Genomic DNA, 24498 nt, shown 5'->3' with positions numbered 1-24498 from the left:
AGACACGCCGACACGCCGATCGCGGAATTCGTGTAACAGTGGCATCATCGCGCAACTTCCGTCACACTGGTCACATGTCTCGACGTGCCCCACGCTCTCGAAACACCATGAGGATCGCCCGGGTCCTCGCCACGTTCGTCGCGGTGTCGGCGCTGGTGGTCGGTGTGATGGTCCCGATCTCCCCGGCGTCGGCTGCTGCCGCGCCCGCGATGGCGAAAGAGGCTCAAGGCAGAGACATCAAGACGTATCTCGCGGGTTTCAACGCGGGCAACATCATCAGCGATGCCGTCTTCACCAACCGCAACACGATGAGTGAGGCGCAGATCCAGGCGTTCTTCAACAGCAAGGTCTCACGCTGTCAGGGCGGGGCGGACAAATGGGGTCCGATCATCTGCCTCAAGGACTTCACCATCACTTCCGTCAACCGACCTGCTGATCGCTATTGCCAGGGCTACACCGGAGCGCCCAACGAGTCGGCCGCCCGCATCATCTACCGCGTGGCTCAGTCCTGCGGGATCAACCCACAGGTGCTGATCGTGATGCTGCAGAAGGAACAGGGTCTCGTCACCCACTCCTGGCCGAGCATGAACAGGTACAACGCGGCCCTCGGGCAGGGATGTCCCGACGGCGGAGTGCCGTGCGATCCTTCATACGTCGGCTTCTTCCACCAGATCTATGGCGCGGCGCGGCAGATGCAGATCTACATGGAGGGTCGCTACTTCACCTACTACGCACCGGGTCGGACTTGGAACATCCTGTACAACCCGAACCGGGACTGCGGCAGCGCGCCGGTGTATGTCGCGAACATGGCGACCTCGGCGCTGTACTACTACACCCCCTACCAGCCGAACGCCGCCGCTCTGAACGCGGGATACGGCGAGGGCGACGGTTGCTCGGCATACGGGAACCGGAACTTCTACAACTACTTCACCGATTGGTTCGGATCGACGCAAGCGGCCTCTGCGCAGATGTTGAAAGACGCTTCGACCGGTGCGACATACCTCGTGTCGCAGGGCAAGCGGTACAGCTTCCCGACCGCCGAACGGGCCGTGCAGTACACCTGGATCGCTCCACTGCAGACCGTGCCGTCTACCCAGATCGCGGCCTACGCAGACGCCGGTGCGGCGCCTCGCGCGGTCAGAACGGACGCTGGGCACGTGTACCTGCTCGACAGTGGACGACGCTTCGGTCTGCTGTGCGACCGTGCACTGCAATTCGGGTGGAACTGCGCGACTCTCCCCGTCGTCGGTCAGGGGCAGGTCTCCATCTATCCCGAACCCGGTACTCTCGAGCCCTCCATCGCCGCGCTCGGGACGTCGTGGTTGATTCAGGGCGGCTGGCGGCGTGAGGTGCCGGACCGTACGCTGCTCCTGAGCTACGGGATGTCGAGCGGTGCCACCGTCGTGTCCGACGCTATGGCAGCGGATTTCCCTTTGGCCGACCCCGTCATCAGTGGTGGCGTCTACTCCGACGGCTCCGGTGGAATGCGTGCGATCCTTCAGAACGCCGCAGTGTACGACGTTCCTTCCGAAGGGCAGGTCGCGGCTCTCAGCGCGGTCGCGAAGCGCCTCACCAAGGACACATGGGCGCGCATCAAGGCGTCAGGAACCTTGCCGGTGGCCGCAAACGTCGCCGGACGCAACTACCTGCTGGCGACCGGGGGCTGGCTCCAGGTCGACGCGTACGGAAGCACAGTGCCGTTCACTCCTCTATCGGTGGCTTCCCTGGCAGGTCTGCCGTCCGCCGGATCGGCTCTCGGTGCGCACTTCGTCCGAGAGCAATCGAGCGTGCAGGTCTTCCTCGTCTCGGGGGGAACTCTGCAGACGGCCACGGCGGATCAGCAGCGGTGGATGACAGCCACATTCGGCGTACCGTCTCAGGTCAGGGTGGTCGCGGACACTGCTCTCGCTGGGCATGCCGGTCCGGGGCAGCGGCTCGTTCGCACGGCCGACGGTGCGTCGTATCTCCTCGACGGCACGAGTCGTTGGCGCTTCCGAGACTGCACGCAGGTGAGCGACTGGGGCGTGGACTGCGGACAGCTCTCCACAGTGACGTCCGCAGAACTGGCACCCTATGCTGACCGAGGGACGCTCGAGCGCCTCGTTCGTCAGACCGACGGCACGACCTGGCTCGTTCAATCCGGAAAGCGTCGCGAAGTCGTCGACACGGCTGTTCTCGCGCCGTTCGGTATCGGCTCCGCCACCAGCCCGGTGTCGGCGGCGTTCCTACGCTCGCTGCCCGCGAGCGACCCGGTGTTGGGGCCCGGCGTGTACACCGACGGTGCCGGAGCCATGCTCCTGTCCAATCCCGCGGGCACCGTCAGGATCGATGATGCCGCGCGTGTGTCGATCGTGACGCAGAGCGCGCGACGTCTCACCGCTGAAAGTCTTGCATTCCTTCCACCGACCGGCACTCTCAGTACCCGCATGCTCAGCGACGGGCGCGCGCTCATCCTGACGGAGCAGGGCTGGCTGCAGGTCGATCCCGCCCACTACGGAGGAGCGAAGTCGTTCACGGCTGCAGCCTCGATGGCGTGGAGCGGGATACCCATAGCGCAGACCGAGTCGCGCCCTCACTTCGTCAAGGACCGCACGTCGCCCCAGACTTTCCTCGTGTCGGGTGGGGTTCTGCAACCCGTCGACAGCGACGCGTCACGAACGTGGCTGGCCAGCTACTTCGGCTTGCCCTCCGCCTTGTGGTCTGTCGCCGGCGGCGCCCTGCGAGGCACGACGTTCGCTCCGGGTCTCGTTGTCAAGTCGCCCGATTCCACGTTGCTCATCACCGACGGGGCCACATCGTTCAGGCTCCGAGACTGCTCGACGGTCGTCGCATTCGGCCGCGATTGCGGAACGCTCTCCATCGCGCGACTGGATGCGCTGGGCCTGAAGGATGGAGGCACCATCGGATCGCTTGTGCGCGGCCAAGGTGGCGATACGTGGCTCGTCCAAGCGGCCAAGCGACGGGAGGTGCCCGACACCTCGATTCTGGCCATGTACGGAATCGGATCAGCCTCGAGCCCGGTGACGGCAGAACTCTTGAAGCTTCTGCCGGTGAGCGACCCCGTCATCGCGAGCGGCACGTATCGTGCCCCGAGCGGGGCCATGCGCGTCGTGGCGGCGGGTGGTGTCACCCTCGATGTCCCCGCGGCAGCGCAAGTGGCTGCGCTCAAGACAGCAGCCAAGCCGCTCACCGAAGAGTCGTTCGCGCTCGTGAAGCCCTCTGGCGTCCTCTCGGTGCGAGCGCAGAGCAGCGGGATCTCCTACATCCTGTCGGCCCAGGGGTGGGCGCGTGTCGACGCGGCGAACTACGGCGCCCTGACATTCCCTCCCGTCTCAGCCGGCGTGATCCAAGCGGTTCCGGTTGCCCCTGCGGCCACCGGTGCCCGGTTCGTCAGGGAGGCGAGCAGCACACAGGTGTTCCTCGCTTCTGGAGGGCTGGCGCCGATGACGCCCGAGCAGCAAGCATGGGCGTCCGCGTATTACGGCGTGCCGGCCGCCGTGGTCGTCGTCGCGGATGGAGCACTCCGTTGATCTCGTGAGCACGCGGTGCACACGTGAGAAGAGCCCTGCCGAGGCGCTCGGCAGGGCTCTTCTCACGTCGTCGTGCGTGCCGTCAGTCGAAGCGCATGGGCGTGACGTGCGACAGGCGCGGGTGCTGTTCGTCCTTCGCGGAGAGCTCTGCGTCTGCAAGTGCCACCGGCCACTCGATCGCGACCGTCTCATCCGCGAGATTCAGGAAGGTGTACTCGGCCTCCGGCGACCAGTGCTCGTTGACGAGATACGAATAGGCGGTCGAATCCTCGAGGGTCTGGAAGGCGTTGCCCACTCCCTTGGGAACGAAGATGGCGACGGACGGCGTGATGACGGTGGAGTAGACCGTGCCGAACCCGTTCCCTTCTCGCAGGTCGACCCACGCGCCGAAGACGCTGCCTGTCGCGACCGAGATGAACTTGTCCCATGGTTCAGCGTGGATGCCCCGCGTCGTGCCTCGGCTCTTGTTGAACGACACGTTGTTCTGGACGGGGCCGAGGTCGGGCAGCCCGAGAGTCATCATCTTCTGACGCTGCCAGTTCTCCTTGAACCATCCGCGGTTGTCCCCGTGGACGGGGATGTCCCAGCGCTGCAGTCCATCGATCGGCGTGTCGTGGCGGGCGAGTTCGAGCCCGAAGCGCAGCTCCTCGCTCACTGCCCGACCTTCGCGTACTTGGCTTCCGTGGCGGCTTTCTGGGGTCGCCACCACTCCTCGTTGTCGCGGTACCACTGGATGGTGTCGACGATCCCGGTGGAGAACTCCGAGAATCGCGGCGCCCAGTCGAGCTCGTCGCGGAGCTTCGTCCAGTCGATCGCGTAACGACGATCGTGGCCGGGCCTGTCCGCGACGAGATCGTAGTCGTCAGCCGGCCGCCCCATCGCGGTGAGGATCAGTTCGATGACCTGGCGGTTGCTCTTCTCGCCGTCTGCGCCGATCAGGTACGTTTCGCCGATACGGCCGGCGTCGAGGATGCGGAGGACCGCTGACGAGTGATCGTCGGCGTGGATCCAGTCGCGGACGTTGAGGCCGTCGCCGTACAGGCGCGGTCGGACGCCGTCGATCAGATTGGTGATCTGACGCGGGATGAACTTCTCGACGTGCTGGCGGGGACCGTAGTTGTTGGAGCAGTTGCTGATCGTCGCTCGGACGCCGAAAGAGCGCACCCATGCGCGCACAAGGAGGTCGGATCCCGCCTTGGTGGAGGAGTACGGGCTGGAGGGGTTGTACGGAGTGTCTTCCGTGAAGCGTGCCGGGTCGTCGAGCTCGAGGTCCCCGTATACCTCGTCGGTGGAGATGTGGTGGAAACGGATCCCGGTGCGGCGGGCCGCCTCGAGGAGCGTGAAGGTCCCGACGAGGTTCGTCTCGACGAATGGTGCCGGGCCGCTCAACGAGTTGTCGTTGTGCGACTCCGCTGCGTAGTGCACCACAGCGTCGTGCTCGGAGAACAGGTCGCCGACGAGGTCCTCGTCGCAGATGTCGCCCTCGACGAGGCGGAATCGATCTGTGGGAAGACCACTGAGGGACGCGCGATCACCCGCGTACGTGAGCTTGTCGAGCACCGTCACGCTGTCATCGGTGTTCTGGAGGACGTAGTGGACGAAGTTGGAGCCGATGAACCCGGCGCCTCCGGTAACCAAGAGCTTTCGCATCCGTCAATACTACTGTCCGGCGTCGTCGCAGATTTGGCGGCGGACGCAGCGATGGATGACACTAGACCCCATGCGCGGAATTATCCTGGCCGGCGGTACTGGTTCTCGACTGCATCCCATCACGATGGGTGTGTCGAAGCAGCTCGTTCCGGTATACGACAAGCCGATGATCTACTATCCGCTCACGACGCTCATGCTTGCGGGTATCCGTGACATCCTGATCATCACCACTCCGCACGACGCCGATCAGTTCCAGAGGCTTCTCGGCGATGGTTCCCAGTTCGGCGTCTCGCTCACCTACGTCCAGCAGCACTCCCCGGATGGACTCGCGCAGGCGTTCACGCTCGGCGCCGACCACATCGGCAACGACACCGCTGCGCTCGTTCTCGGCGACAACATCTTCTACGGCCAGGGGATGGGATCGCACCTGCGGGAGTACACCGACCTCACCGGCGCCGCGGTGTTCGGCTATTGGGTCGCCGACCCCACCGCCTACGGTGTGGTGGAGTTCGACTCGGCGGGCCGGGCGCTGTCGATCGAGGAGAAGCCGGCCGTTCCGAAGAGCAACTACGCGATCCCGGGACTCTACTTCTACGACAACGACGTCGTCGAGATCGCCAAGGACCTCAAGCCGTCGGCGCGCGGCGAGCTCGAGATCACCGATTTGAATCGGGTCTATCTCGACCGCGGCGACCTTCGCGTGCAGATCCTCCCGCGCGGAACGGCATGGCTCGACACCGGGACGTTCGATTCGCTCAGCGAGGCGACGGAGTTCATCCGCACGGTGCAGAAGCGTCAGGGGCTGTCGATCGGCTCCCCGGAGGAGGTAGCGTGGCGCATGGGCTTCCTCACTGACGACGAACTCCGCGAACGCGCGGAGCCTCTCGTGAAGAGCGGCTACGGCAGATACCTGCTAGAGGTGCTCGCGCACGGCAAGACGCGGTGACGCCGGCCCGTATGCACGACTGACGCGAGGCGTGCCGTCCGGCGCGAGGTAGGACGGCACGCCTCGTCCTGTCAACCGCGGGACATGACCTCGGTGATCTCCGACGCGTCGCCCCACACTCCGGGGGAGTCGTAGGGGCGGTCGGGGAAGGCCCCGTACTCCAGGGCGATCGGCAGCTCATTCTCCATGATGAACTTCTCGACCTGCTCGGCAAGCGAAACCGGTTCGCCGGTCGCGCAGTTCACGGTTCCGGTCACGTCGGCAGCTTCCGTCAAGGCGGCGAGCTGCCGACCGAGTTCCTCGACTCGGATGAAGTCGAAGCGGTTCTTGCCCGTGGTGAACGGGAACAGGGTCTTGCCCGCGTCGACGGCCTCGAGCAGCTTGCGGAAGATCGAGTTGCTGCGACGATCGTCCCCGTAGATGTAGTAAGCGCGTGCCCACGCGAGACTGACCGCCTCCGGAAGTGCAAGGGGCAGTGAGCGTCGCAACGCGTCCTTGGCGATGCCGTACTGCGACTTGGGGTCGGTGGGGCTGTCGGCGGTGATGGCACCCTCCCAGTAACCGACCTCGTGCATCGTTCCGAGCGCGACGATCCGGGTCGTGCCCGCGTGCGCGGCAGACGTCAACAGGCGGAAGTGGGCCGATAGCTGCGACATGTGGGCGGGGGAGTTGTGGACGAAGCCGTCTTTCCAGGCCAGGTGGACCAACTTCGGTGCAGGTCCCCAGGAACGCACGTCGAACTCGTCGGCCAGGATGTCGGCCTCGAATCGAGTCGCTCGCCGGTCGATGGTCGTCGACGATCCTGGCCGGACCACGGCGACGACCTCGTGCCCGCGATCCGCAAGGGCGGAGACCACGTGAGGACCGAGGTAGCCCCCTGCGCCTGTGACAACCACGCGCGACGATTCCGTCATTGCTTCACCATTCTCGTCGGTACCCGCCAGGCTGCGGGCGCTCGCATCGAGGCTATCGGATCGTCGCTCGGCGGTTGCTCCGAGGGGGGCGCAGGGATGCCTACGGTAGAGTGGGCAAGTTGGTTTGAGGATAGTGGAGCAAGGTGGATACGGACGCTCGATACAGGCTGCTTGCCGCCACGCCGTTCACGCGGACGGATTCGTCGGGCCTCGTGACGGTTGGTCGCGGCGGGAAGCTGAGGGAGCTGTTCCAGCGTCGCGAGCTGCTCGGACTCCTTGTCCGGCGCGACCTGCAGGCTCGCTACCGTGACAGTGTGCTGGGGTTCCTGTGGACCGTCATCCGGCCCATCATCGTCTTCCTCATGTACTTCATCGTGCTCGGGCAATTCCTCCGGGCGGCGCAGGGCATCCCCGATTTCGCTGTGTACCTCTTCTCCGGGCTCACCCTCTACAGCTTCTTCAGCGAGATGGTGGTCGGATCGGCGAGCTCCATCATCGCCAACTCCGGGCTCGTGAAGAAGATCTATCTCCCGCGGGAGATCTTCCCGCTCGCCAGCGTCGGTGGCGCGGGCGTGATGTTCCTCATCCAGTGTGGAGTGCTGCTCGCCGCAGCCTTCGTCTTCCGCGCGCTCCCGGATGATCTCCTTCAGATGCTGTGGTTCTTCCCCTCGGTCGCGCTGATCCTCGTCTACGGCCTTGCTCTCGGAATCTTCCTGGCCGCAGTCAACGTGTACCTGCGCGACGTGCAGTACCTGCTCGAGCTGCTCGTCATGCTCGCGATGTGGGCATCGCCGATCGTCTACTCGTGGCACATGGCGGCCGACGCGTTCCGCACGTTCAATCTCCCGTCGTGGGTGCTAGAGGTGTACTTGAACAGTCCGATCACCCTTGGAGTGTTCGGATTCCACCGCGCGTTCTGGGGGAGCGGCACGGAGGCGGACTACCCGCCAGAGCTCGGTCTGCGGATTCTGATCGCCTTCGTCGTGGGCGTTGTACTGGTCTTTCTCGCGCATCGCGTCTTCAAGCGACTGCAGGGCAACTTCGCACAGGAGCTGTGATGGTCGTATCCGCTGAACCCGGTCCCGTCGTCGTACGAGTGGAGGGCGTGTCGAAGTCCTTCCAAGTCCGCAAGGACAACACCCTCAAGGACCGTATCTTCCACCTCGGCAAGCTGGGACGCGAGCACCGCGAGCGCTTCACAGCTGTCGATGACGTGTCTCTGGAGATCCAGGCGGGGACGACGGTCGGTCTGCTGGGCGCCAACGGTTCAGGAAAGAGCACGCTCCTCAAGCTCATCGGGGGCATCCTCGCGCCGACGAGCGGTGCGATCTTCTCTCGTGGGCGTATGGCCGCGCTGCTCGAGCTCGGCGCGGGTTTCCACCCCGACCTGAGTGGACGCGAGAACGTCTACCTGAACGCTGCGATACTCGGTCTGAGTCGCGAGGAGGTCGACAGGCAGTTCGACGCGATCCATGAGTTCAGCGGCATCGGCGAGTTCATCGACACCCAGGTGAAGTTCTATTCATCCGGGATGTTCGTGCGTCTCGCCTTCGCGGTCGCGGTCCACACGGACCCGGACGTGCTGCTCGTGGACGAGGTGCTCGCTGTCGGCGACGAGGCCTTCCAGCGGAAGTGCATGGAACGCATCGCGCAGTTCCGCGCGGAAGGGCGCACGATCGTTCTCGTCTCGCACTCGGCTTCGCAGGTGCAGGAGCTGTGCGATCGCGCCGTCGTGTTGAAGTCGGGAGAGATCGTCTTCGACGGTGACGTCAACGAGGGAGTCGCCGTGCTGAGGCAGGTTCTCGAGGGGCGTCGACTGGACGAGACGCATGAAGTCGAGTCGGGCATGCCGGTCGAGGTCACGGGGATCAGACTCTTCGACGATGCGGGCACCGAAGTGGCGTCCGTACGGGTGGGCGAGCCGCTGACCCTGCGCATCGAGGTTCGCGCGAATCAGGCGATGTCTCGCTGGGCTGCCGGGTTCAGCATCGACACCACCCTCGGTCAGATGACGATCGCGTCGAACACCGAGCGGCTCGACATCACGCTGCCCCCCATTCCGGCTGGCGACACCCACGTGGATTTCCGGATCGAGAAGGTGCACCTCGGTGCAGGGCAGTACTACATCAACGCCAACGTCTCCGAGGTCATCGATATCAATTCGCATGTGCTGATGCAGGGGAAGATGTTCACCGTCTACGACTCCACGCCCACTCTGGGCTCGGTTGCCGCGACGGTCACCATCGCATCCTGAGGAGGGCGCCCTCGCCCCGGCATGGCTGCCGGTCGGGGTGTCGCCCTGGGATCCGGCAACGCCACATCAGCGCCGTCGCAGAGTGCGCCCCAACATCCGTACGGGTTTCGTGATCCGCCAAGAGGTGCTTCGGTGCAGGAGGTCGAGGTCTCCGCGCGCGTCGGTGAGTGCGTGCTGGGTGCCATCCAGCTCCGCCGCCAATTCGAGGACCTTGGCCTCGAGGGCTTCGATGTGTAGCAGCCTGTGTGCCTCCAGCGAATCTGTGAGCGATGACGGGAAGTCGGCCGCGTGACGTGGCTCACGGATGAAGTCGATCAGTGGCACGAGCGCCTGATCCCAGCTGATCGTCCGTCCGAAGGTGCGGACGTTCTCACGGATCTCGTCGAGCCGATCGCTGAAGAGGAGATCCTGAAGCGCGGCGGCGAGCGCATCGACGTCGTTCGGGGGAACGACGATTCCCAGGTCGTTGTCTCGGATCAGCGGAGCGAACCCGTCGCCGTCCGTCGCGATCAACGGCAGGCCTGCCCAGAGGTAGTCGAGGATCCTCGTTCGGAAGCTGAATGCGGTCTCGATGTGATCACTGTGGGTGCTGACGCCGACGTCGGCGTCGAGAAGGAAGTTGATGCGGTCGTCGTACTCGACCCAGTCCGTGTTGAAGAAGACGTGGGTACCGACGAGTCCGAGGTCTTCGGCGAGCCGCAGCGTGTCGCCGGCCATCTTGGACTCGTGTACATCGGGATTGGGGTACTTCATACCGAGGAAGTAGAGCTTCACGTCGGCATGTGCCTGCGACAGCCTGTGCACCGCCCTGATGAGTGTGAGGGGATCGAACCAGTTGTAGACCCCACCGCCCCAGATGATGATCTTGTCGTCGGGACCGACCCCTTCGATCTCATCACGGATGCCGTGTCGGGTCTGCACGACGGGATCGTCGGACACACCGAAAGGGACGACGTCGATGAGCGCGCGCAGACTGTGGTCCTCGTCATAGTTCGCCGGCGAGATGCGCCCGAGGGATCCGAGATGTCCGAGCCAGAAGTCGCGTTGTTTCTCCGATGCGCAGATCACGTAGTCCGCGCGCCGAAGCTGGGTCGTGAGCATGTCGATGCAGTAGTCGACCAGGAACCGGCGGGATTCCTCGCCCTCGTCTTTGCCGGACTCCAGGACCTCGAGATGTAGCGGGTCGTAGGCATCGACGACGATGATCGCCTCGGACTCCACCAGCCAGGGGTGGAGCGCGAACACCTCGCCCTGACCGATGACGATGTCTGCCCACGCCACGTGGCCGCGTAATTCATCGTCATCGGCTGTGAACACCTGGAACGCCTCATGACTCAGCGTTGCGCCCTTGATGGAGACCAGCCGTACATCGGTGATGCGGCCGAGCCGCTTCGCGATCTCCCAGGCTCGGATAGCCGGGCCGCCCATCTTCCGGCCGAGGGTGTCGGGAGTGACGATCAGGACATTGGTCGAGCCGTGCGGCTCGCCGGTGCGGGGGGAATCAGTCATGCGGTGCGTTCTCGCTCAGGTCGTGACGACGTCGGGCCCGGGGCGGGACTGGTCTTCGTCGCGCCGCTCAAACCGCAATCCTATCCCGGTCTCCACGCCGGCACGAGCGCGCCACGTCCGCGCTCTTCGTGCTGGCGAGAATGAGCGGGTCTCAGGGAGCCGGTGGTGTCGGCGGCTATACTCGACGAGATTGTCGTCCCCTGAAGGAGCCCCGTGAAACGCATCGCGTTCTATCTTTTCTGGGAGAAGGACGGGGGAGTCGACCGTTACGTCGCATACTGTCTCGAGAAGCTGCGCGAGCACGTCGACCACATCGTCGTCGTCTCCAACGGCCCACTCACAGAAGCGGGTCGCGCGGACCTCGAAAGGGTCGCAGACGACGTGTGGGAGCGTGAGAACGTCGGTTTCGACGTCTGGGGTTACAAGGAGGGCCTGGAACGGTTCGGGTTCGAGCGCCTCGCCGCGTTCGATGAACTGATCCTCCTCAACTACACCTTCTTCGGACCGATGTACCCCTTCTCGGAAATGTTCGAGAAAGCGCAGACGTGGGACGTCGACTTCTGGGGAATCACCGAGCACAAGGAGGTGCGCCCGCATCCCTTTGCCGCGAAGGGCGTACTCGAGCGTCACATCCAGTCGCACTGGATCGCCGTGCGCAAGCCGCTGTTGACGTCGGAAGAGTTCCGGGAGTACTGGGCGTCTATGCCCATGATCAGCAGCTATGAGCAGTCCGTCGATCTGCACGAGGGCCGCTTCACGCAGTACTTCGAGAACCTCGGATTCACGTCAGCGGTGCTCTTTCCCGGTTCGGATTATGCGAGCTTGAATCCCATCTTGGACGAGGTCGTGCAGCTCACTGCTGAGCGATTGCCGATCCTGAAACGTCGGACCTTCTTCCACAGTCCGCTCTACTTCTCCGACTACGCCATCATCGGGCGTGATGTGATCGACATCCTCGAGCAGACATCCGACTATCCGCTCGAGCTGGTGTGGGAGAACATCGCTCGAACGACGGAGCCGAGGGTGGCCGCGACCAACTTCTCCCTCCACCGGATCTACTCGGACGCGTTGGAGATTACGCCGGAGCAGCTCGACCGTGTGAAGGGGATGCGGGCACTCGTCGCAATCCACTGCTATTACGAGGACATGATCGACGAGCTCATGGATTATGCCGACCGCATCCCATGCGAGCAGCATGTCGTCGTCACGACCGACACCGAGCAGAAGAAATCCTCCATCAAGACCGCGCTGGCGCGACGGGGAGTCTCGTCGTATGAGGTGAGGATCACGGAGTCCAACGCCGGCCGCGACGTCTCGGCATTCCTTCTCGGCTGTGCCGACCTTCTGCGCGATGACAGCTTCGACATCGTCGTGAAACTCCACTCGAAGCGCTCCCCGCAGGACGGTGCCGTCGCCGGCGGGTGGTTCAAGAGGCACCTGTTCGGCAATCTCGTCCACTCCGCCAACTATGCGGCCAACGTCGTGAACCTGTTCGCCGAGCGTCCCGAGATGGGCATGGTGATCCCGCCCGTCATCCACATCGGCTTCCCCACGCTGGGCAAGTCCTGGTTCCTCAACAAGGAACGGGCAGGACTCCTGTGCGCGAAGCTCGGAATCACGACGCCTCTCGACGAGTCGACTCCGCTGTCCGCGTACGGGTCGATGTTCATCGCCCGCCCTCGGGCGCTGCGGACGCTCGTGGATGCCGGGCTGACCTGGCAGGACTTCGATGACGAGGCCTACGGCGACGGGTCGCTCGCGCACGTCGTCGAGCGCCTGTTCACCTACTCGTCGCTCGGGGCGGGTATGCCCGTGTACACCGTGCAGAGCACGGAGCTCGCGTCGATCAACTACCCGTCTCTCGAGTTCAAACTCCAGAACTTCAGCCAGGGCCTGCCCGGCACGGTCATGCAGCAGCGGGATTATCTCGACCGTCTGCAGCAAGGACCGACTCTGCTCAGCGTGAGCAAGCGCGCGGTTCGGTCCCGCCTTCCGCGTCTTGTTCGGCTGGTCTATCCCGCTTACGACGCCGGGCGCCGCGTCTACGTCAGATGGCGCATGGGGCGAGGGCCGCGAAAGGGACAGGACACGTGAACAAGACACGCGGACCATTGACCGTTGCCGAGGCGTTCAATCCCCGCTCGAACTCCCTGGACTTTCTGAGGTGGCTCCTCGCATTCCTCGTCATCTTCTCCCACTCGGGGCCCGTCGCCGGATTCTACGGGGGTCATGACCTCGGCATCCAGATCTCCGACGAGCAGTCGCTCGGAGGCGTGGCGGTCGCCGGCTTCTTCTTCTTCTCCGGTTTCCTCATCACGAAGTCCAGGATGGGTCGCTCGACGATCTGGCGGTACTTCTGGCGGCGCTGCTTGAGGATCTTCCCGGCTTTCTGGGCGGCGCTCATCCTCACCGTGGTCGTGTTGGCACCCGTCGCCTGGCGGCTGGAGAAAGGAACATTCGACGGCTACTGGGCGGCCGCCGTCGAATCGCCCAAGACGTACTTCATCGACAACATGTTCCTGACCCTCGGTGAGCGCAACATCGCCGGACTGGGTGAGACCGTCCCGTACTTCCTGAACCACGGAGTGCGGGACTGGAACGGTTCCGCGTGGACGCTCTCCTACGAGTTCCTCTGCTACATCGTGGTGGGACTGCTGGGGCTGTTCGGTGCGCTCGCGTCCAAGCGCTTCGCGACGGCATTCGCCGTCGTCGTGATCGCCTTGAACGCTCTCCAGTGGCTCGGCGCGGGGAACATCGGCGGCCTAAACCGGGTGCTGGCGGATCCGTTCATCCTCATGTTCTTCGCCCCTTTCGCATTCGGGATGCTCTTCGCCCTTCATGGAGACAAGATCGTCCTCGACGACCGGGTCGCTATCGGCATGCTCGGGCTGGGGCTGTTCACCTACGCGTTCGGAGGTTGGAACGTTCTGGGGCAGTTCGGATTCCTGTACTTCCTCATGTGGGTGGGTGTCCGATTGCCTCTCACGCGGTGGGCGAGGTTCGGCGACTTCTCGTACGGGATCTACATCTACGCGTGGCCGCTGATGACGCTGGCGACGTATTTCGGCCTCGAGCGTTACGGGTGGCTCGCCTACCACGTGGTGATCGTCATCGCCGTCCACCTGGTGGCGATCGCTTCATGGCACCTCCTCGAGAAGCCGGCCATGTCGCTGAAGGATTGGACCCCGAGATGGATGAGGTCGCTCTCCGAACGCGTCTCGCCGTTGACCGCACGTGTGAAGAGTCGCATCGTCAACCCCGACTTCTCCTCGACTCGCTTCGCCGACTCGCTGCGCTCGGGTGAGAGAGCAGCATCGTGAGCGCCGGTCCGTCGCTGCACTCGATGCACAATGTCGAGCGACAGCCTCCTCGATCCCGCGCCCGACGTATCGCGTACTTCGTGCCTCTCGCCATCCTGATGGTGGCCGTGGTGACGATGTCGATCGTCGGTCTGAGCGCACGCGCGGCTTCCAAAGCAGAAGCCGCGCAGGCGCAGGCGGAGGCTCTGTCACAGCCCTCTCAGCAGCTCACGCTGCCGTCGAGTTGCGTCGCAGATGAGTTTGCCGCCCACCCCGCCGACATCTGGTCGGGGGAGCAGACCGTGGCATCGGAGGCGGTGTTCGCCGCCCACCCTGAGGCCTTCGGCATGCGAGTGGAAGGCAGGGACGGATTCGAGTTCTGGGGTGATGAGCAGTCGGACAACTTCTCACAGGCCCTGGGACGAGCACCGTGGATGGACAGCCAGCTGGCGCAGTGGCTCGTCTACTTCAGTGACCTCGATGATCAGCTCGCCGAGCAAGGCAGGGAGCTCGTGATCGTCGTGGCTCCGGCGAAGTGGGAGCTGTACCGTGACAACCTGCCGGACTGGGCCGATGAGATCCAAGGTATGACCCATCTGGAACAGCTCTATGAGCACTCTGGCGATATCCCCTTCGTCGACGTGCGCGGTGCCATGGACGAGGCGAAGACTGACGCCCCTGTGTTCTCGGCCGTGAACAGTCACTGGAGTCCGTTCGGTGCGTACGCGGCGTGGCAGCAGACCGTGGCCTGTGCATCCGATCTGTACCCTGATTCGGTATGGAGCCGGATCGACGCGCCCGATCCGACGGGCGTCGAGCTCTCCGACGCCCCGAACGAATTCACCCCCTACGGCAACACGTCGACCGTGGAAGACTGGGCATCGCCGATGCTTCCGACCTCGGCACCCGTCGATTCGACGATCACCGGTCCGGACGGCGCCCAGCAGCCAGGCTCCTCGGATGGCACGGTCGGTCTGCTCGACATGCCTGCGCGAACCGAGTCGGAGTCCGGTGTCGGCCGAGCGCTGATCATGCGTGATTCGACCGGTGAAGCGCTTGCTCCGGTCTGGGCCCAGGCGTTCGAGCAGACCTGCCAGGAGCGGCACAACCTGGACTACCCGGACAACCGTCCGGACATCGTCGCCGCTGCTGAGGTCTGCGACGCGGACACGGTGCTGTACGTCTTCACCGAGAGGTATCTTTCGCAGTTCCCTCCGACTCTGCCTCCTCGGTGAGCGACAAGCGAGAAGTGCCCTCGATCATCCGATCGGGGCCCCTCGCGCGTGCGCTGAATCAGAGGTACGAGGTCTGCGTGTCGACCCAGCTCGCCAGTCGGCGAAATCCCTCATCGACGCCCACCTCGGCGCTGAAGCCGAGGAGACGTCGCGCGGGCTCGGGGTCGGCCCAGGCATGGCGCACGTCGCCATGTCGCCATTGACCCGTGATCTGCGGTGCCGGAGCTCCGTAGAGACTCGCGATGAGCTCTGCTGCCGCGCCGACGGTCTGGAATGAGCCGGAGCCGATGTCGATGGGCACGGTGGGGCAGTCGTCAACCTGAACCATGCGGAGAATCGCCAGGGCGACGTCGTCGATGATGATGAAATCGCGGCGCACCTCGCCGTCCTCGTATACGGAGATCTGTTCGCCGTTGTGCGCCACCCGGCAGAACAGCGACATGATGCCGGTGTATGGGTTGGACGGCGTCTGACCGGGCCCGTAGACGTTCTGCAGTCGCACGATGCCGATCTCGACCCTGAACGCGTCGCCCCATATGCGGAGCAGATCCTCCTGAGCCAGCTTCGTCACTCCGTAGACGGACGCCGGTCGCGGCTGAACGAGAGCGGCGTTCATCGCGAGCGGTTCTGCTCCGGGGAAATCCCACTGCTTCGCTTCGAACATCGAGGTAGGCCGAGGACCGGGGTAATAGACATCCCCGGCTTGCGGGCCGGTCGTGTACCGCCACGCACCCTCTCCGTAAACCGCGCGGGAGGACGCGAGGACGATCCTCTGGGGCACCGCGTCGTTGCGCGTGAGCGCATCGAGCATGGTGGAGGTCCCGACGACGTTGACCATGGTGTGCCGGGTCGACTCTGTGAGCGACTGGCCAGTGCCGGTCTCGGCCGCAAGATGGATCACGACGTCCGGCTTAGCATCGCGGAGCAGCCGGTCCCAGGCAGTCGCATCGGTGATGTCGGCTTCGAAGACTTCGACGCGCGGATCGAATCCGTCGGATGGCCGGTGGTCGGGATGGATCTGGGGATGCAGGTTGTCGAACGCGATGACCCGATCGAATGTGTCTGCGAGCCTTGACGACATCGCGGCGCCGATGAATCCGGCTCCTCCGGTGACGATTGCGAGACCCTGAGAAGTACGCACTGTGAGCCCTATCTGTTTCTGTTCAGCGGATGGACGGCGCTGGCTCTCCCGAGGCCGGCGCCAGCGTCGTCGGCGCGAACTCCGCGCTGTCGTCTCGATGCGAGAGAACGCCTGTGACGAGGACGAGGAGGGCGGCGAACGCCACGGAGCCGATGACCCAGAACACCCCGGGCGGGACCGGCATGTTCTCCCACCACCACTCGATGTTCTTGTTCAGGTCGAAGCCGGCGTAGTCGGTACCCGTGAGGAACCGCCGCATCGTGAGGTAGAGGGCGATGCTGTTCGCCGCGGCGAGGCCGATGACCAGAATCCAGCGCTGAACACGTCGCAGCGCGACTCGCAGATCACCGGCGCCGTACAGGAGGAGGCCGATGAACAGAGCCTGGAGCGGAAGCACATAGCGCGGCTGCACCAGCACGCCGACCTCCACGCCGTTCTGAGTGATCACCCAACTCGGCACCATGACCATCGCGATGCCGGCGAGCACGATGACGATCGTGGTCCGCACATCACGCTTGAAGGAGAGCGACCAGAACGCGATACCCGCGTACAGCACGAGCGTGGTGAACCACACGATGGCTGGCATCTTGACGTCTCCCCAGGCGAGAGCCTGAGAACCGAAGTTTCCGACCCAGAGCTGGGGGATGTTGAGGACGGTGCTGATGAAGTCGGGAATGAAGTTGACCTCGTGAGCGGGTCCTCCGGGCATCTGGCCCTCAAGCGCCGAGCCGACCTGACTGGAGCTCAGATAGAAGGCCGCCCCCATCACGATCGTCGCGAGGGGGACGAGAAGCGAGAGGAGATAGCGGCGGGTCCGCTCGTAGGAGAGGATCGCTGCGACCACTGCCCCGAACGCGGCGTAGGCGGCCGAGTCGCCTCGGGATCCCGCGCCCATGACTGCTGCGATGAGAGCGAGCGCTCCGAGCGCGATCTGTCGGGCCCTGGTCGGCGCGCGGAAGAAACCGACCATGGCGACCCACAGGGTCGCAGCCGACAGGATGGCCCACCCGTTGGGGTTCACGCTCGCGAGGAGGAATGCCCCCATCGGCACTGCCGTGAGCAGGAGGCTCCAGAGCATCGGCGTGCGGAGTCTCCGATCGACGAGGAGGTAGATCGACGTCACGAGAGCGACTGCGACGAAAGAATTGAACACACGCATCGTGAGTATCGAGGTCTGCACGTCCGCCGTGCTGAACACGCTCATCACGCTGTAGTAGACCGGCGGGTACATGCCGATGAAGTTGCCGTGTCCGGTGGTGGTCATCCCCGAGAGCGCCGGTTCGCAGTTGCCGTTGTGCTCCGGTTGGAAGGCGTAGCACATCGAGGTGTTCGCCAGCACGGACAGCACCGATCGCTCGTCGGGGTTGTCGGTGGTCTCGCAGAGGCCGGGGCGTTCGCCCGGCGCGCACCAGATGCTCACCTGGTGGAAGTTGTCGTCGGGGCTCGCGCCGATCGGGGACGCGAAGCTCCATCCGAGCAAAGCAGCGAATCCGAGGAAGGCGACGATGAGAACGCGAACGACGTGGCGTCGGGAGGAGGGAGAGGAGGAGTCGACGGTCCGCGGGGAAGAGCCCGCGGTGTCCCCACCGGCCGAAGAAGTCATGACGGCTAGCTTATATGGCGAACGCCGAAGGACCTGTCACTCGGGATCGCGTGATTCGGACGCGGGCGACCGCCGTTCCACCTCGCGCAGACGATCGTCGAGCAGTGCGACCCGCTCGGCGAGTGTGCGCGTCCGCTCTTCCGATCGCGTGAGCTCCGTCGACTGCTGTATGCAGACGAGGAAGAGGACGACTATCCCGACGAAGAAGACGAGGTTCACGGGGACGTCCACCCCCAACAGCGCCGCGAGCCCATCGAGGATCGACGGGAAGACCGCGACCACGAGGCTCAACGCGCCGGCGATCAGCCACCAGAAGGTGTGCCGTTCCCGTAGCTTTCCCCGACGCAACAGCTCGACTGCGACGATCAGGATGAGCAGTGCTCCGAGGATGCCGAGGAGATAGCGCGCGAGGATCATGCTGCTGCCGTCGTCCAGCGGCGCGGGCGGAGGAACGCGATCACCAGGGCGAAGAAGGCGCGCCCGAGGTAGACGGCGGACTTCAACTGGTTGTGAGAGGGCGTGCCCCCGGCTCGCTCGCGCATCGCGACACCGACCTGGGTGAAGGTGAGGCCCCCTCGGTGACCGGTGACGAGCGATTCGATCGTGTCGCCGAGGTACTCGGCGGGGAAGTCCTGGGCGAAGAGCGCGACAGCTCGGGGTCCGTGCGCCTTGAAGCCGGAAGTGGTGTCGGTGAGTCTGGTCGCGAGCGCTCTGCTCAACGTTCCGGAGAGGAATTTCATCGCCCACCGGCGCGGACCGCGCACCGTGTACTCGCCTTCCCCGGCGAACCGCGCGCCGATGGCGACATCGAACCGCTCGAGTTCCGCCACGAGTGCAGGCACGTCCGCGGGATTGTGCTGCCCGTCGGAATCCAGTTGCACGGCGACCGGGAAGCCGTTCTCGACGGCGTAGCGGAATCCGAGCCGCATCGCACCTCCTACACCGAGATTGAACGGCAGCTCGAGCACCTGAGCACCAGCTGCTCGGGCGACCTCGACCGTGCCGTCGGTGGATCCGTCGCTCACGACGAGGACGCTGACTCCCGGGAGGATCGCTCGAACCTCGGAGATGACCTGCGAGATCACCTCGGATTCATTGAACGCAGGCATCACGACCAGCACTTGATCCAGGGGGTACACCATGGTTGCCAGTATATGGTCGGCCGACGCCACCATCGACGGAGCCGTCGGGCTGTGGAGCGGCCGACCACCCCGATACAGCCTGGCATAATTGCCGAGTCGGTCGAGGAAGGCCGTGGGCGCGATCCGGCGTCGATCAACCCGCCCGAGAAGGGAAGCGCGGCGCGCATGGTAGCGACTGAGGACAACCCGGCTCGGCAGCGACCGCGACGCAGCATCCTCCTGGTCCTCATCGCCACTGCCGTGTCCGGAGCGAGCGGGTTCATCACCCTTCTCATCGTGGCCCCGGCCGTAGGACCGGTGGGCTACGCGTCCTTCTCGGTCTACTGGGCGGCGCTCTTCATGGTCGTGGGTGTGCTGTTCGGCGTTCAGCAGGAGACCACGCGAGCCGTGTCCGACATCGGCAAGCATGGCCTCGTCGGCCGGCGTGGTTCGTCCGTCCCTCGCTTCGCCGCCGCACTCGGAGGGTGCGTGCTGCTGCTCGTCTCGCTATCGTCCCTCCTCTGGGCGGAGCCCCTCTTCGGTGCCGGGAACACGCTCTGGGCGCTCCCGCTCGCGATCGGGGTCGCATCGTACGTCGGGGTCGCCGCTCTCAACGGCATTCTCGCCGGCAGCGGGCACTGGGGAGGCTTCGCGGCCATCCCCTTCATCGACGGCCTGCTCCGCCTCGTCCTGGTAGCCGTCGCTCTCTGGGCGGGCGCAGACGGGACTGTCATCGCCTGGGCGGTCGCGCTCCCGTTCCCCATCTCGCTCGTTCTGGTCGGGTGGGCTCGCTGGTCGGCCGTGCGGTCTCATGCCTTCGTGCGCGAGAGCTATCGAGCTTTCGCGGCGAATGCGAGCCGTACGATCGTCGCCTCGACGTCCAATGCGGTTCTGGTGACCGGGTTCCCGCTGGTCCTTTCGATCGTCGCAAGCGACGACCGCGCCGCCCTCGGCGCCGTCGTCCTGGCGCTGACTCTCGCGAGAGCTCCCATCCTCGTTCCCCTCACCGTGCTGCAGAGCATGCTCATCGCCAGATTCAGCGCATCGCCGGAGACCGCGCGCAAGCTCATGTACGCCGTCGTGCTGGGTCTCGCCGTCATCACGCCCGTGCTGGGCTTGATCGCGGGACTGTGGGGTGAGGGCGTGCTCATCTGGTTGTTCGGGGACGGCTTCGCAGTGCAAGGCCTGCTGCTGACCTGGCTCGTCGTCGCGTCCGGGTGCCTGGGCCTGCTCACCGTCACGGGTGCTCGAGTCCTGGCGGCCGGACGACACACCGTGTTCGCGACGGGATGGGTCATCGCGTGCCTGCTCGCGATCGCGACGGTCGCACTCACGCCCGGCGACGTCGGTGCGCGCACCGTCATCGGCCTGATCGCGGGTCCCCTTGTCGGCGCAGCTTGGCACTTCCTTTTCGCGCGCCGTCGTTGAGTCACTGACGGCGATGTATCGTGCGGTCGTAGACGAACACCTCGACGCGCCGCAGCGCGAGCAGGCCGAAGCACCGGACGCGCTGGATGATATTCAGACGAGCCCGCAGGGAGCGGACGAGGACTCGGTCCGAACGGTAGGTCTCGGCTTCCGACGGGGAGCCTACGCTGCGTCGCTCGTAGCGCAGTGCCGTGAGCCCGTAGAAGGCCCGAGCCGGTAATACGCCGAGGGCGAGAGCTTTCTCGAAGGATCGGGCGTGCGCTCGGACGATGTCGTGGTAGTACGCAGCGGAGCGCAGAGAATGCGAGACACTGTCGCCGCGCTGGAGCCAGAAGTACAGGCGGTCGCTGCGGGAAGCCACGCGGCGGATGCGCTCGTAGAGATCCATCGCTATGGCGACGTCCTGTGCGAAGCGTCCTTCCGGGAAGCGCAGGCCTTGGAACAGGGAAGCCCGATAGAGCTTTCCCCAGTTCGCCTCGCTGAAGTACTTCAGCTCCTCGCCGCGGAGACGTCGCAGACCAACGCTGAACACGTTCTGGTAGCTGCGGGCGGCATCGTCGAACACGACGATGTCGCCAGGGGGATCGTCGCGGTGTCGCGCGAGTGCGGCTCGTGCTCCACTGGCGCCGACATTCCACCATCGACAGCAGCTCATGTCGGCGTCGGCCTCGACGAGAGCGCTCAGGAGCCGATCGACGAGGTGTGGGCTCATGAGGTCGTCGTTGTCGCAGAAAGTGATGAATCCGCCGGTGGCTGCGTCGAGACCGGCGTTCTGTGCGGCACCGATCCCTCCGTTCGGCTGATGGATCACGCGCACGCGGGAGTCCGCCGCGCCGAGGTCGTCGCACAGAGCGCCCGACCCGTCGGTGGAGCCGTCGTCGACGAGGATCACTTCGAGATGCGGGTACGTCTGCGACAGGATGGAGTCGACGGTCGCTGTCAGATGTGAGATCGCATTGTAGACGGGAACGATCACGGAGACCGTGCGCTCGGAGGCCGGGCAACCTGTGGCCGGAGAGTCGGTGGACATCGACTCCGATCCTATCGCTCGCACGGCGAGTGTCCGGAGTCGCCTCGAAGGTGAATACCGTACGCTCTTATGCGGGCCGGACGTGGTGCGCGTGCTACGTCACGGGGCCCCTGAACGAAAGCAGCTCCATGGATCTCCTCGTCGTCGGATCGGGCTTCTTCGGCCTCACCATCGCGGAACGGGCGGCGAACGCCGGACGTCGCGTCACGGTCATCGACCGCCGTCACCACATCGGGGGGAACGCGTACAGCGAGGTGGAGCCCCAGACGGGCATCGAGGTCCACCGTTACGGAGCGCACCTCTTCCACACGTCGAATCCGACCGTATGGGAGTACGTCAACCGCTTCACGACCTTCACCAACTATGTGCACCGTGTCTACACGACCCATAAGGGCACGGTCTTCCCGCTGCCGGTGAACCTCGGGACGATCAACCAGTTCTTCCAGGCGGCGTACACGCCCGACCAGGCTCGCGCGCTGGTCCGCGAGCAGGCCGGCGAGTTCGACGTGAAGACCGCGTCGAACTTCGAGGAGAAGGGCATCGCGCTCGTCGGCCGCCCGCTGTTCGAGGCGTTCTTCCGCGACTACACGGCCAAACAGTGGCAGACCGACCCACACAAGCTCTCCGGCGACATCATCAGCCGCCTGCCCGTCCGATACACGTACGACAACCGCTACTTCAACGACACCTGGGAAGGTCTGCCCACCGACGGCTACACCGCGTGGCTCGAGCGCATGGCTGATCACCCGAACATCGAGGTGAAGCTCGGCGTAGACTTCTTCGACGAGTCCCAGCCGCTGAATAAGAGGGCGACCGTCGGGCAGCTTCCCGTCGTATACACCGGGCCCGTCGACCGGTACTTCGACTACGCGGAGGGCGCGCTGAGTTGGCGGACCCTCGACTTCGAGCAGGAGGTCCTCGACGTCCGCGACTTCCAGGGCACGAGCGTCATGAACTACCCGGACATGGACGTGCCCTACACGCGCATCCACGAGTTCAAGCACTTCCACCCGGAGCGCAGGGACGTCTACGACTCCGACAAGACCGTCATCATGCGTGAGTTCTCGCGCTTCGCAAATCGCGAGGACGAGCCGTACTACCCGGTCAACACATCGACCGATCGTGAAGGCCTGCTGGCGTATCGCGAACTCGCCAAGGGCGAGCGAGACGTGCACTTCGGCGGCCGCCTAGGCACCTACCAGTACCTCGACATGCACATGGCCATCGGCTCGGCCCTGTCGCTGTGGAACAACTCGCTCTCGTAGACTCGTCTCTGTGAGTCACGATGTCGTCGGGGCGCCCGGGACGCCCCGGCGCTACCTGCATTCCCTCTGGTTGCTGTCTGCGCGCGACCTCAAGGTCCGGTACTCGACCAGCTTCCTGGGGTACCTGTGGTCGGTGCTCGATCCGCTCGTCATGAGCGCGATCTATTGGTTCGTGTTCACCCAGGTCTTCCATCGAGACGTCGGCGAAGAACCGTACATCATCTTCCTCATCAGCGCCCTGCTGCCCTGGGTCTGGTTCAACTCGTCGGTATCGGACTTCACACGAGCCTTCAAGAAGGACGCGCGGTTGGTGCGCTCGACGTCGATTCCGCGCACGATCTGGGTCAATCGCATCGTGCTCAGCAAGGGGATGGAGTACCTGTTCTCCCTTCCCGTGCTATTGATCTTCATCGTGGTCAATCTCGTCGTCGAGGCCGATCCCGCTCAGACCGTGCAGATCGGGTGGGGCGTGCTGTGGATGCCGGTGGCGATGATCCTCCAGACGATACTGCTCGTCGGGCTCGGGCTGCTGGTGGCGCCTCTCTGTGTGATGTACGTGGATCTGGAGCGTACGACGGCGCTGATTCTGCGGGCGATGTTCTACGCGACGCCGATCATCTACAACGTCACCGACCTGCCCGGTGTCTTCCAGACTCTCGGAGCGTTCAACCCGCTCGCCGGGATCTTCATGCTCTACCGCATGCCGTTCTTCCCGGATCAGTGGAATCTGTTCACCCTTCTTGTGAGCGTCGTGATGACCCTCGTGATCCTCGCGCTGGGGGTCTGGACGTTCCGCTCGCTCGAGCGCCCGGTGCTTAAGGAGCTGTGATGGTCACCGCGATCCAGGTGGAGGATCTGGGCGTTCACTTTCGGCGCAACAGGCGAGGCAGACGATCCTTCAAAGACCTTTTCGCCGGCGCGTCGCGTCGGTCACGACCTGGAGAGTTCTGGGCGCTGCGTGGTGTCTCGTTCGCTGTCGAGCAGGGCGAGTCGATCGGCGTGGTCGGTCGGAACGGCCAGGGCAAGTCGACCTTGCTGCGTCTCGTCGCGGGCGTTCTGCTGCCCGACGAAGGCAGGGTTCAGGTGCACGGAGGTGTCGCACCGCTCATCGAGATCACCGGCGGCTTCGTCGGAGATCTGACTGTTCGGGAGAACGTACGGCTCACCGCCGGGCTGCACGGCATGTCGCGCGACGAGGTGTCGCGACGCTACGACGACATCATCTCGTTCGCAGAGCTGGCTGGTTTCGAGGACACCCCCTACAAGCACCTCTCCAACGGCATGAAGGTGCGGCTCGCGTTCTCGGTCGTCTCCCAGCTCGACGAGCCGATCCTGCTGGTCGACGAGGTTCTCGCCGTGGGTGACAAGGCCTTCCGAGACAAGTGCTACAAACGAATCGACGAGCTGCTCGCCGACGGGAGGACGCTGTTCTTCGTCAGTCACAACGAGCGAGATCTCCGTCGATTCTGCACCCGCGGTTTGTACCTCGACAAAGGCGGCCTCGTGCTCGATGGGCCCATCGGCGAGGTGCTCGACCGTTACAACGCGGACTACGACCCGCGTTGAGCCGAAT

19 protein-coding genes and 1 pseudogene are annotated in these 24498 nt (G+C 64.6%); 11 read left to right on the top strand and 9 right to left on the bottom strand.

The genetic code is table 11. From position 1 onward, the window contains the following. The first annotated feature begins 107 nt into the window (after positions 1–107). Positions 108–3530, top strand: a complete 3423-nt coding sequence (locus tag M3195_RS06430) for a type VII secretion protein EccB (protein ID WP_251585749.1) — start codon at positions 108–110, stop codon at positions 3528–3530. A gap of 94 nt (positions 3531–3624) precedes the next feature. On the opposite strand, the pseudogene M3195_RS06425 reads toward M3195_RS06430, so the two are convergent. Together M3195_RS06425 and rfbB are read right to left on the bottom strand one after the other, a co-directional pair. After that, positions 3625–4173: pseudogene (locus M3195_RS06425) on the bottom strand (dTDP-4-dehydrorhamnose 3,5-epimerase family protein); the annotation flags it as partial. Between the two features lie 8 nt (positions 4174–4181). Continuing rightward, the gene (rfbB, locus tag M3195_RS06420) at positions 4182–5180 is read right to left on the bottom strand and encodes a dTDP-glucose 4,6-dehydratase (RefSeq protein WP_251585747.1); all 999 of its coding nucleotides are present in this window, start codon (positions 5178–5180) and stop codon (positions 4182–4184) included. 70 nt (positions 5181–5250) lie between these two features. Between rfbB and rfbA the strand changes: the two genes are divergently transcribed. Beyond that, complete coding sequence (gene rfbA / locus M3195_RS06415) at positions 5251–6126, top strand: glucose-1-phosphate thymidylyltransferase RfbA (protein WP_251585745.1); 876 nt, start codon at positions 5251–5253, stop codon at positions 6124–6126. 71 nt (positions 6127–6197) lie between these two features. On the opposite strand, the gene M3195_RS06410 is transcribed toward rfbA, so the two are convergent. Beyond that, entirely contained in the window at positions 6198–7040 is an 843-nt protein-coding gene (locus tag M3195_RS06410) for an NAD-dependent epimerase/dehydratase family protein (RefSeq protein WP_251585743.1), read from the bottom strand. A 143-nt stretch (positions 7041–7183) separates the two neighbouring features. Here M3195_RS06410 and M3195_RS06405 point away from each other — a divergent pair, with 143 nt between their 5' ends. Together M3195_RS06405 and M3195_RS06400 are read left to right on the top strand one after the other, a co-directional pair. After that, complete coding sequence (locus M3195_RS06405) at positions 7184–8098, top strand: ABC transporter permease (RefSeq protein ID WP_251585741.1); 915 nt, start codon at positions 7184–7186, stop codon at positions 8096–8098. After that, entirely contained in the window at positions 8098–9294 is a 1197-nt protein-coding gene (locus tag M3195_RS06400; protein ID WP_251585739.1) for an ABC transporter ATP-binding protein, read from the top strand. Before M3195_RS06405 ends, M3195_RS06400 begins: the two co-directional genes overlap by 1 nt. Positions 9295–9360: 66 nt before the next feature. Here the strand turns inward: M3195_RS06400 and M3195_RS06395 are convergent, their stop codons facing one another. Then, positions 9361–10803: a glycosyltransferase gene (locus tag M3195_RS06395; protein ID WP_251585737.1), complete on the bottom strand. Its 1443-nt coding sequence runs from the start codon at positions 10801–10803 to the stop codon at positions 9361–9363. 213 nt (positions 10804–11016) lie between these two features. On the opposite strand from M3195_RS06395, the gene M3195_RS06390 reads away from it, so the two are divergent. The 3 genes from M3195_RS06390 to M3195_RS06380 are packed head-to-tail and all read left to right on the top strand — an operon-like array spanning position 11017 to position 15337. Further along, on the top strand, positions 11017–12897 hold the full coding sequence (locus M3195_RS06390; RefSeq protein WP_251585735.1) for a rhamnan synthesis F family protein: 1881 nt from the start codon (positions 11017–11019) through the stop codon (positions 12895–12897). Next, positions 12894–14123, top strand: coding sequence for an acyltransferase family protein (locus M3195_RS06385; RefSeq protein ID WP_251585733.1), 1230 nt, complete (start codon positions 12894–12896; stop codon positions 14121–14123). The genes M3195_RS06390 and M3195_RS06385 overlap by 4 nt, the downstream gene beginning before the upstream one ends. Continuing rightward, positions 14120–15337, top strand: coding sequence for an alginate O-acetyltransferase AlgX-related protein (locus M3195_RS06380; RefSeq protein WP_251585731.1), 1218 nt, complete (start codon positions 14120–14122; stop codon positions 15335–15337). Before M3195_RS06385 ends, M3195_RS06380 begins: the two co-directional genes overlap by 4 nt. Before the next feature lie 58 nt (positions 15338–15395). Here the strand turns inward: M3195_RS06380 and M3195_RS06375 are convergent, their stop codons facing one another. Genes M3195_RS06375 through M3195_RS06360 form a run of 4 tightly spaced genes read right to left on the bottom strand, consistent with a single transcriptional unit; the run spans position 15396 to position 19223 of the window. Next, positions 15396–16478 (bottom strand): NAD-dependent epimerase/dehydratase family protein, encoded by a 1083-nt coding sequence (locus M3195_RS06375; RefSeq protein ID WP_251585729.1) that lies wholly within the window; start codon positions 16476–16478, stop codon positions 15396–15398. Between the two features lie 22 nt (positions 16479–16500). Beyond that, the gene (locus M3195_RS06370; protein WP_251585727.1) at positions 16501–18081 is read right to left on the bottom strand and encodes a DUF2142 domain-containing protein; all 1581 of its coding nucleotides are present in this window, start codon (positions 18079–18081) and stop codon (positions 16501–16503) included. A 36-nt stretch (positions 18082–18117) separates the two neighbouring features. After that, a complete protein-coding gene (locus M3195_RS06365) occupies positions 18118–18498 on the bottom strand; it encodes a DUF2304 domain-containing protein (RefSeq protein ID WP_251585725.1) in 381 nt (126 codons plus the stop codon). Then, positions 18495–19223: a glycosyltransferase family 2 protein gene (locus tag M3195_RS06360; RefSeq protein ID WP_251585723.1), complete on the bottom strand. Its 729-nt coding sequence runs from the start codon at positions 19221–19223 to the stop codon at positions 18495–18497. The genes M3195_RS06365 and M3195_RS06360 overlap by 4 nt, the downstream gene beginning before the upstream one ends. Positions 19224–19388: 165 nt before the next feature. Between M3195_RS06360 and M3195_RS06355 the strand changes: the two genes are divergently transcribed. Continuing rightward, positions 19389–20630, top strand: coding sequence for a lipopolysaccharide biosynthesis protein (locus M3195_RS06355; RefSeq protein WP_251585721.1), 1242 nt, complete (start codon positions 19389–19391; stop codon positions 20628–20630). A 1-nt stretch (position 20631) separates the two neighbouring features. Here M3195_RS06355 and M3195_RS06350 read toward each other — a convergent pair whose 3' ends face one another. Further along, positions 20632–21660, bottom strand: a complete 1029-nt coding sequence (locus M3195_RS06350) for a glycosyltransferase family 2 protein (protein WP_251585719.1) — start codon at positions 21658–21660, stop codon at positions 20632–20634. A gap of 128 nt (positions 21661–21788) precedes the next feature. Here M3195_RS06350 and glf point away from each other — a divergent pair, with 128 nt between their 5' ends. From glf to M3195_RS06335, 3 genes are read left to right on the top strand one after another with little or no spacing between them, the layout of a single operon-like run. Then, positions 21789–22925 (top strand): UDP-galactopyranose mutase, encoded by a 1137-nt coding sequence (gene glf, locus M3195_RS06345; protein WP_251585717.1) that lies wholly within the window; start codon positions 21789–21791, stop codon positions 22923–22925. Between the two features lie 10 nt (positions 22926–22935). Continuing rightward, complete coding sequence (locus M3195_RS06340; RefSeq protein WP_251585715.1) at positions 22936–23754, top strand: ABC transporter permease; 819 nt, start codon at positions 22936–22938, stop codon at positions 23752–23754. Continuing rightward, complete coding sequence (locus tag M3195_RS06335; protein ID WP_251585712.1) at positions 23754–24491, top strand: ABC transporter ATP-binding protein; 738 nt, start codon at positions 23754–23756, stop codon at positions 24489–24491. The genes M3195_RS06340 and M3195_RS06335 overlap by 1 nt, the downstream gene beginning before the upstream one ends. Positions 24492–24498 lie beyond the last annotated feature (7 nt).

The sequence above is a fragment of the Microbacterium hydrocarbonoxydans genome (assembly GCF_023715885.1).
Taxonomy (GTDB): domain Bacteria; phylum Actinomycetota; class Actinomycetes; order Actinomycetales; family Microbacteriaceae; genus Microbacterium; species Microbacterium hydrocarbonoxydans_C.
The sequence above is the reverse complement of the archived record's forward strand: the minus strand, read 5'-3'. Positions and strand labels throughout refer to the sequence as shown.

Bases quoted from the DNA above. Each gene is read 5' to 3' on its own strand.
- rfbA (WP_251585745.1), top strand. From the start codon at position 5,251: ATGCGCGGAATTATCCTGGCCGGCGGTACTGGTTCTCGACTGCATCCC.
- rfbB (WP_251585747.1), bottom strand. From the start codon at position 5,180: ATGCGAAAGCTCTTGGTTACCGGAGGCGCCGGGTTCATCGGCTCCAAC.
- M3195_RS06365 (WP_251585725.1), bottom strand. From the start codon at position 18,498: ATGATCCTCGCGCGCTATCTCCTCGGCATCCTCGGAGCACTGCTCATC.
- glf (WP_251585717.1), top strand. From the start codon at position 21,789: ATGGATCTCCTCGTCGTCGGATCGGGCTTCTTCGGCCTCACCATCGCG.
- M3195_RS06400 (WP_251585739.1), top strand. From the start codon at position 8,098: ATGGTCGTATCCGCTGAACCCGGTCCCGTCGTCGTACGAGTGGAGGGC.
- M3195_RS06355 (WP_251585721.1), top strand. From the start codon at position 19,389: ATGGTAGCGACTGAGGACAACCCGGCTCGGCAGCGACCGCGACGCAGC.
- M3195_RS06350 (WP_251585719.1), bottom strand. From the start codon at position 21,660: ATGTCCACCGACTCTCCGGCCACAGGTTGCCCGGCCTCCGAGCGCACG.
- M3195_RS06335 (WP_251585712.1), top strand. From the start codon at position 23,754: ATGGTCACCGCGATCCAGGTGGAGGATCTGGGCGTTCACTTTCGGCGC.
- M3195_RS06370 (WP_251585727.1), bottom strand. From the start codon at position 18,081: ATGACTTCTTCGGCCGGTGGGGACACCGCGGGCTCTTCCCCGCGGACC.
- M3195_RS06360 (WP_251585723.1), bottom strand. From the start codon at position 19,223: ATGGTGTACCCCCTGGATCAAGTGCTGGTCGTGATGCCTGCGTTCAAT.
- M3195_RS06430 (WP_251585749.1), top strand. From the start codon at position 108: ATGAGGATCGCCCGGGTCCTCGCCACGTTCGTCGCGGTGTCGGCGCTG.
- M3195_RS06410 (WP_251585743.1), bottom strand. From the start codon at position 7,040: ATGACGGAATCGTCGCGCGTGGTTGTCACAGGCGCAGGGGGCTACCTC.
- M3195_RS06395 (WP_251585737.1), bottom strand. From the start codon at position 10,803: ATGACTGATTCCCCCCGCACCGGCGAGCCGCACGGCTCGACCAATGTC.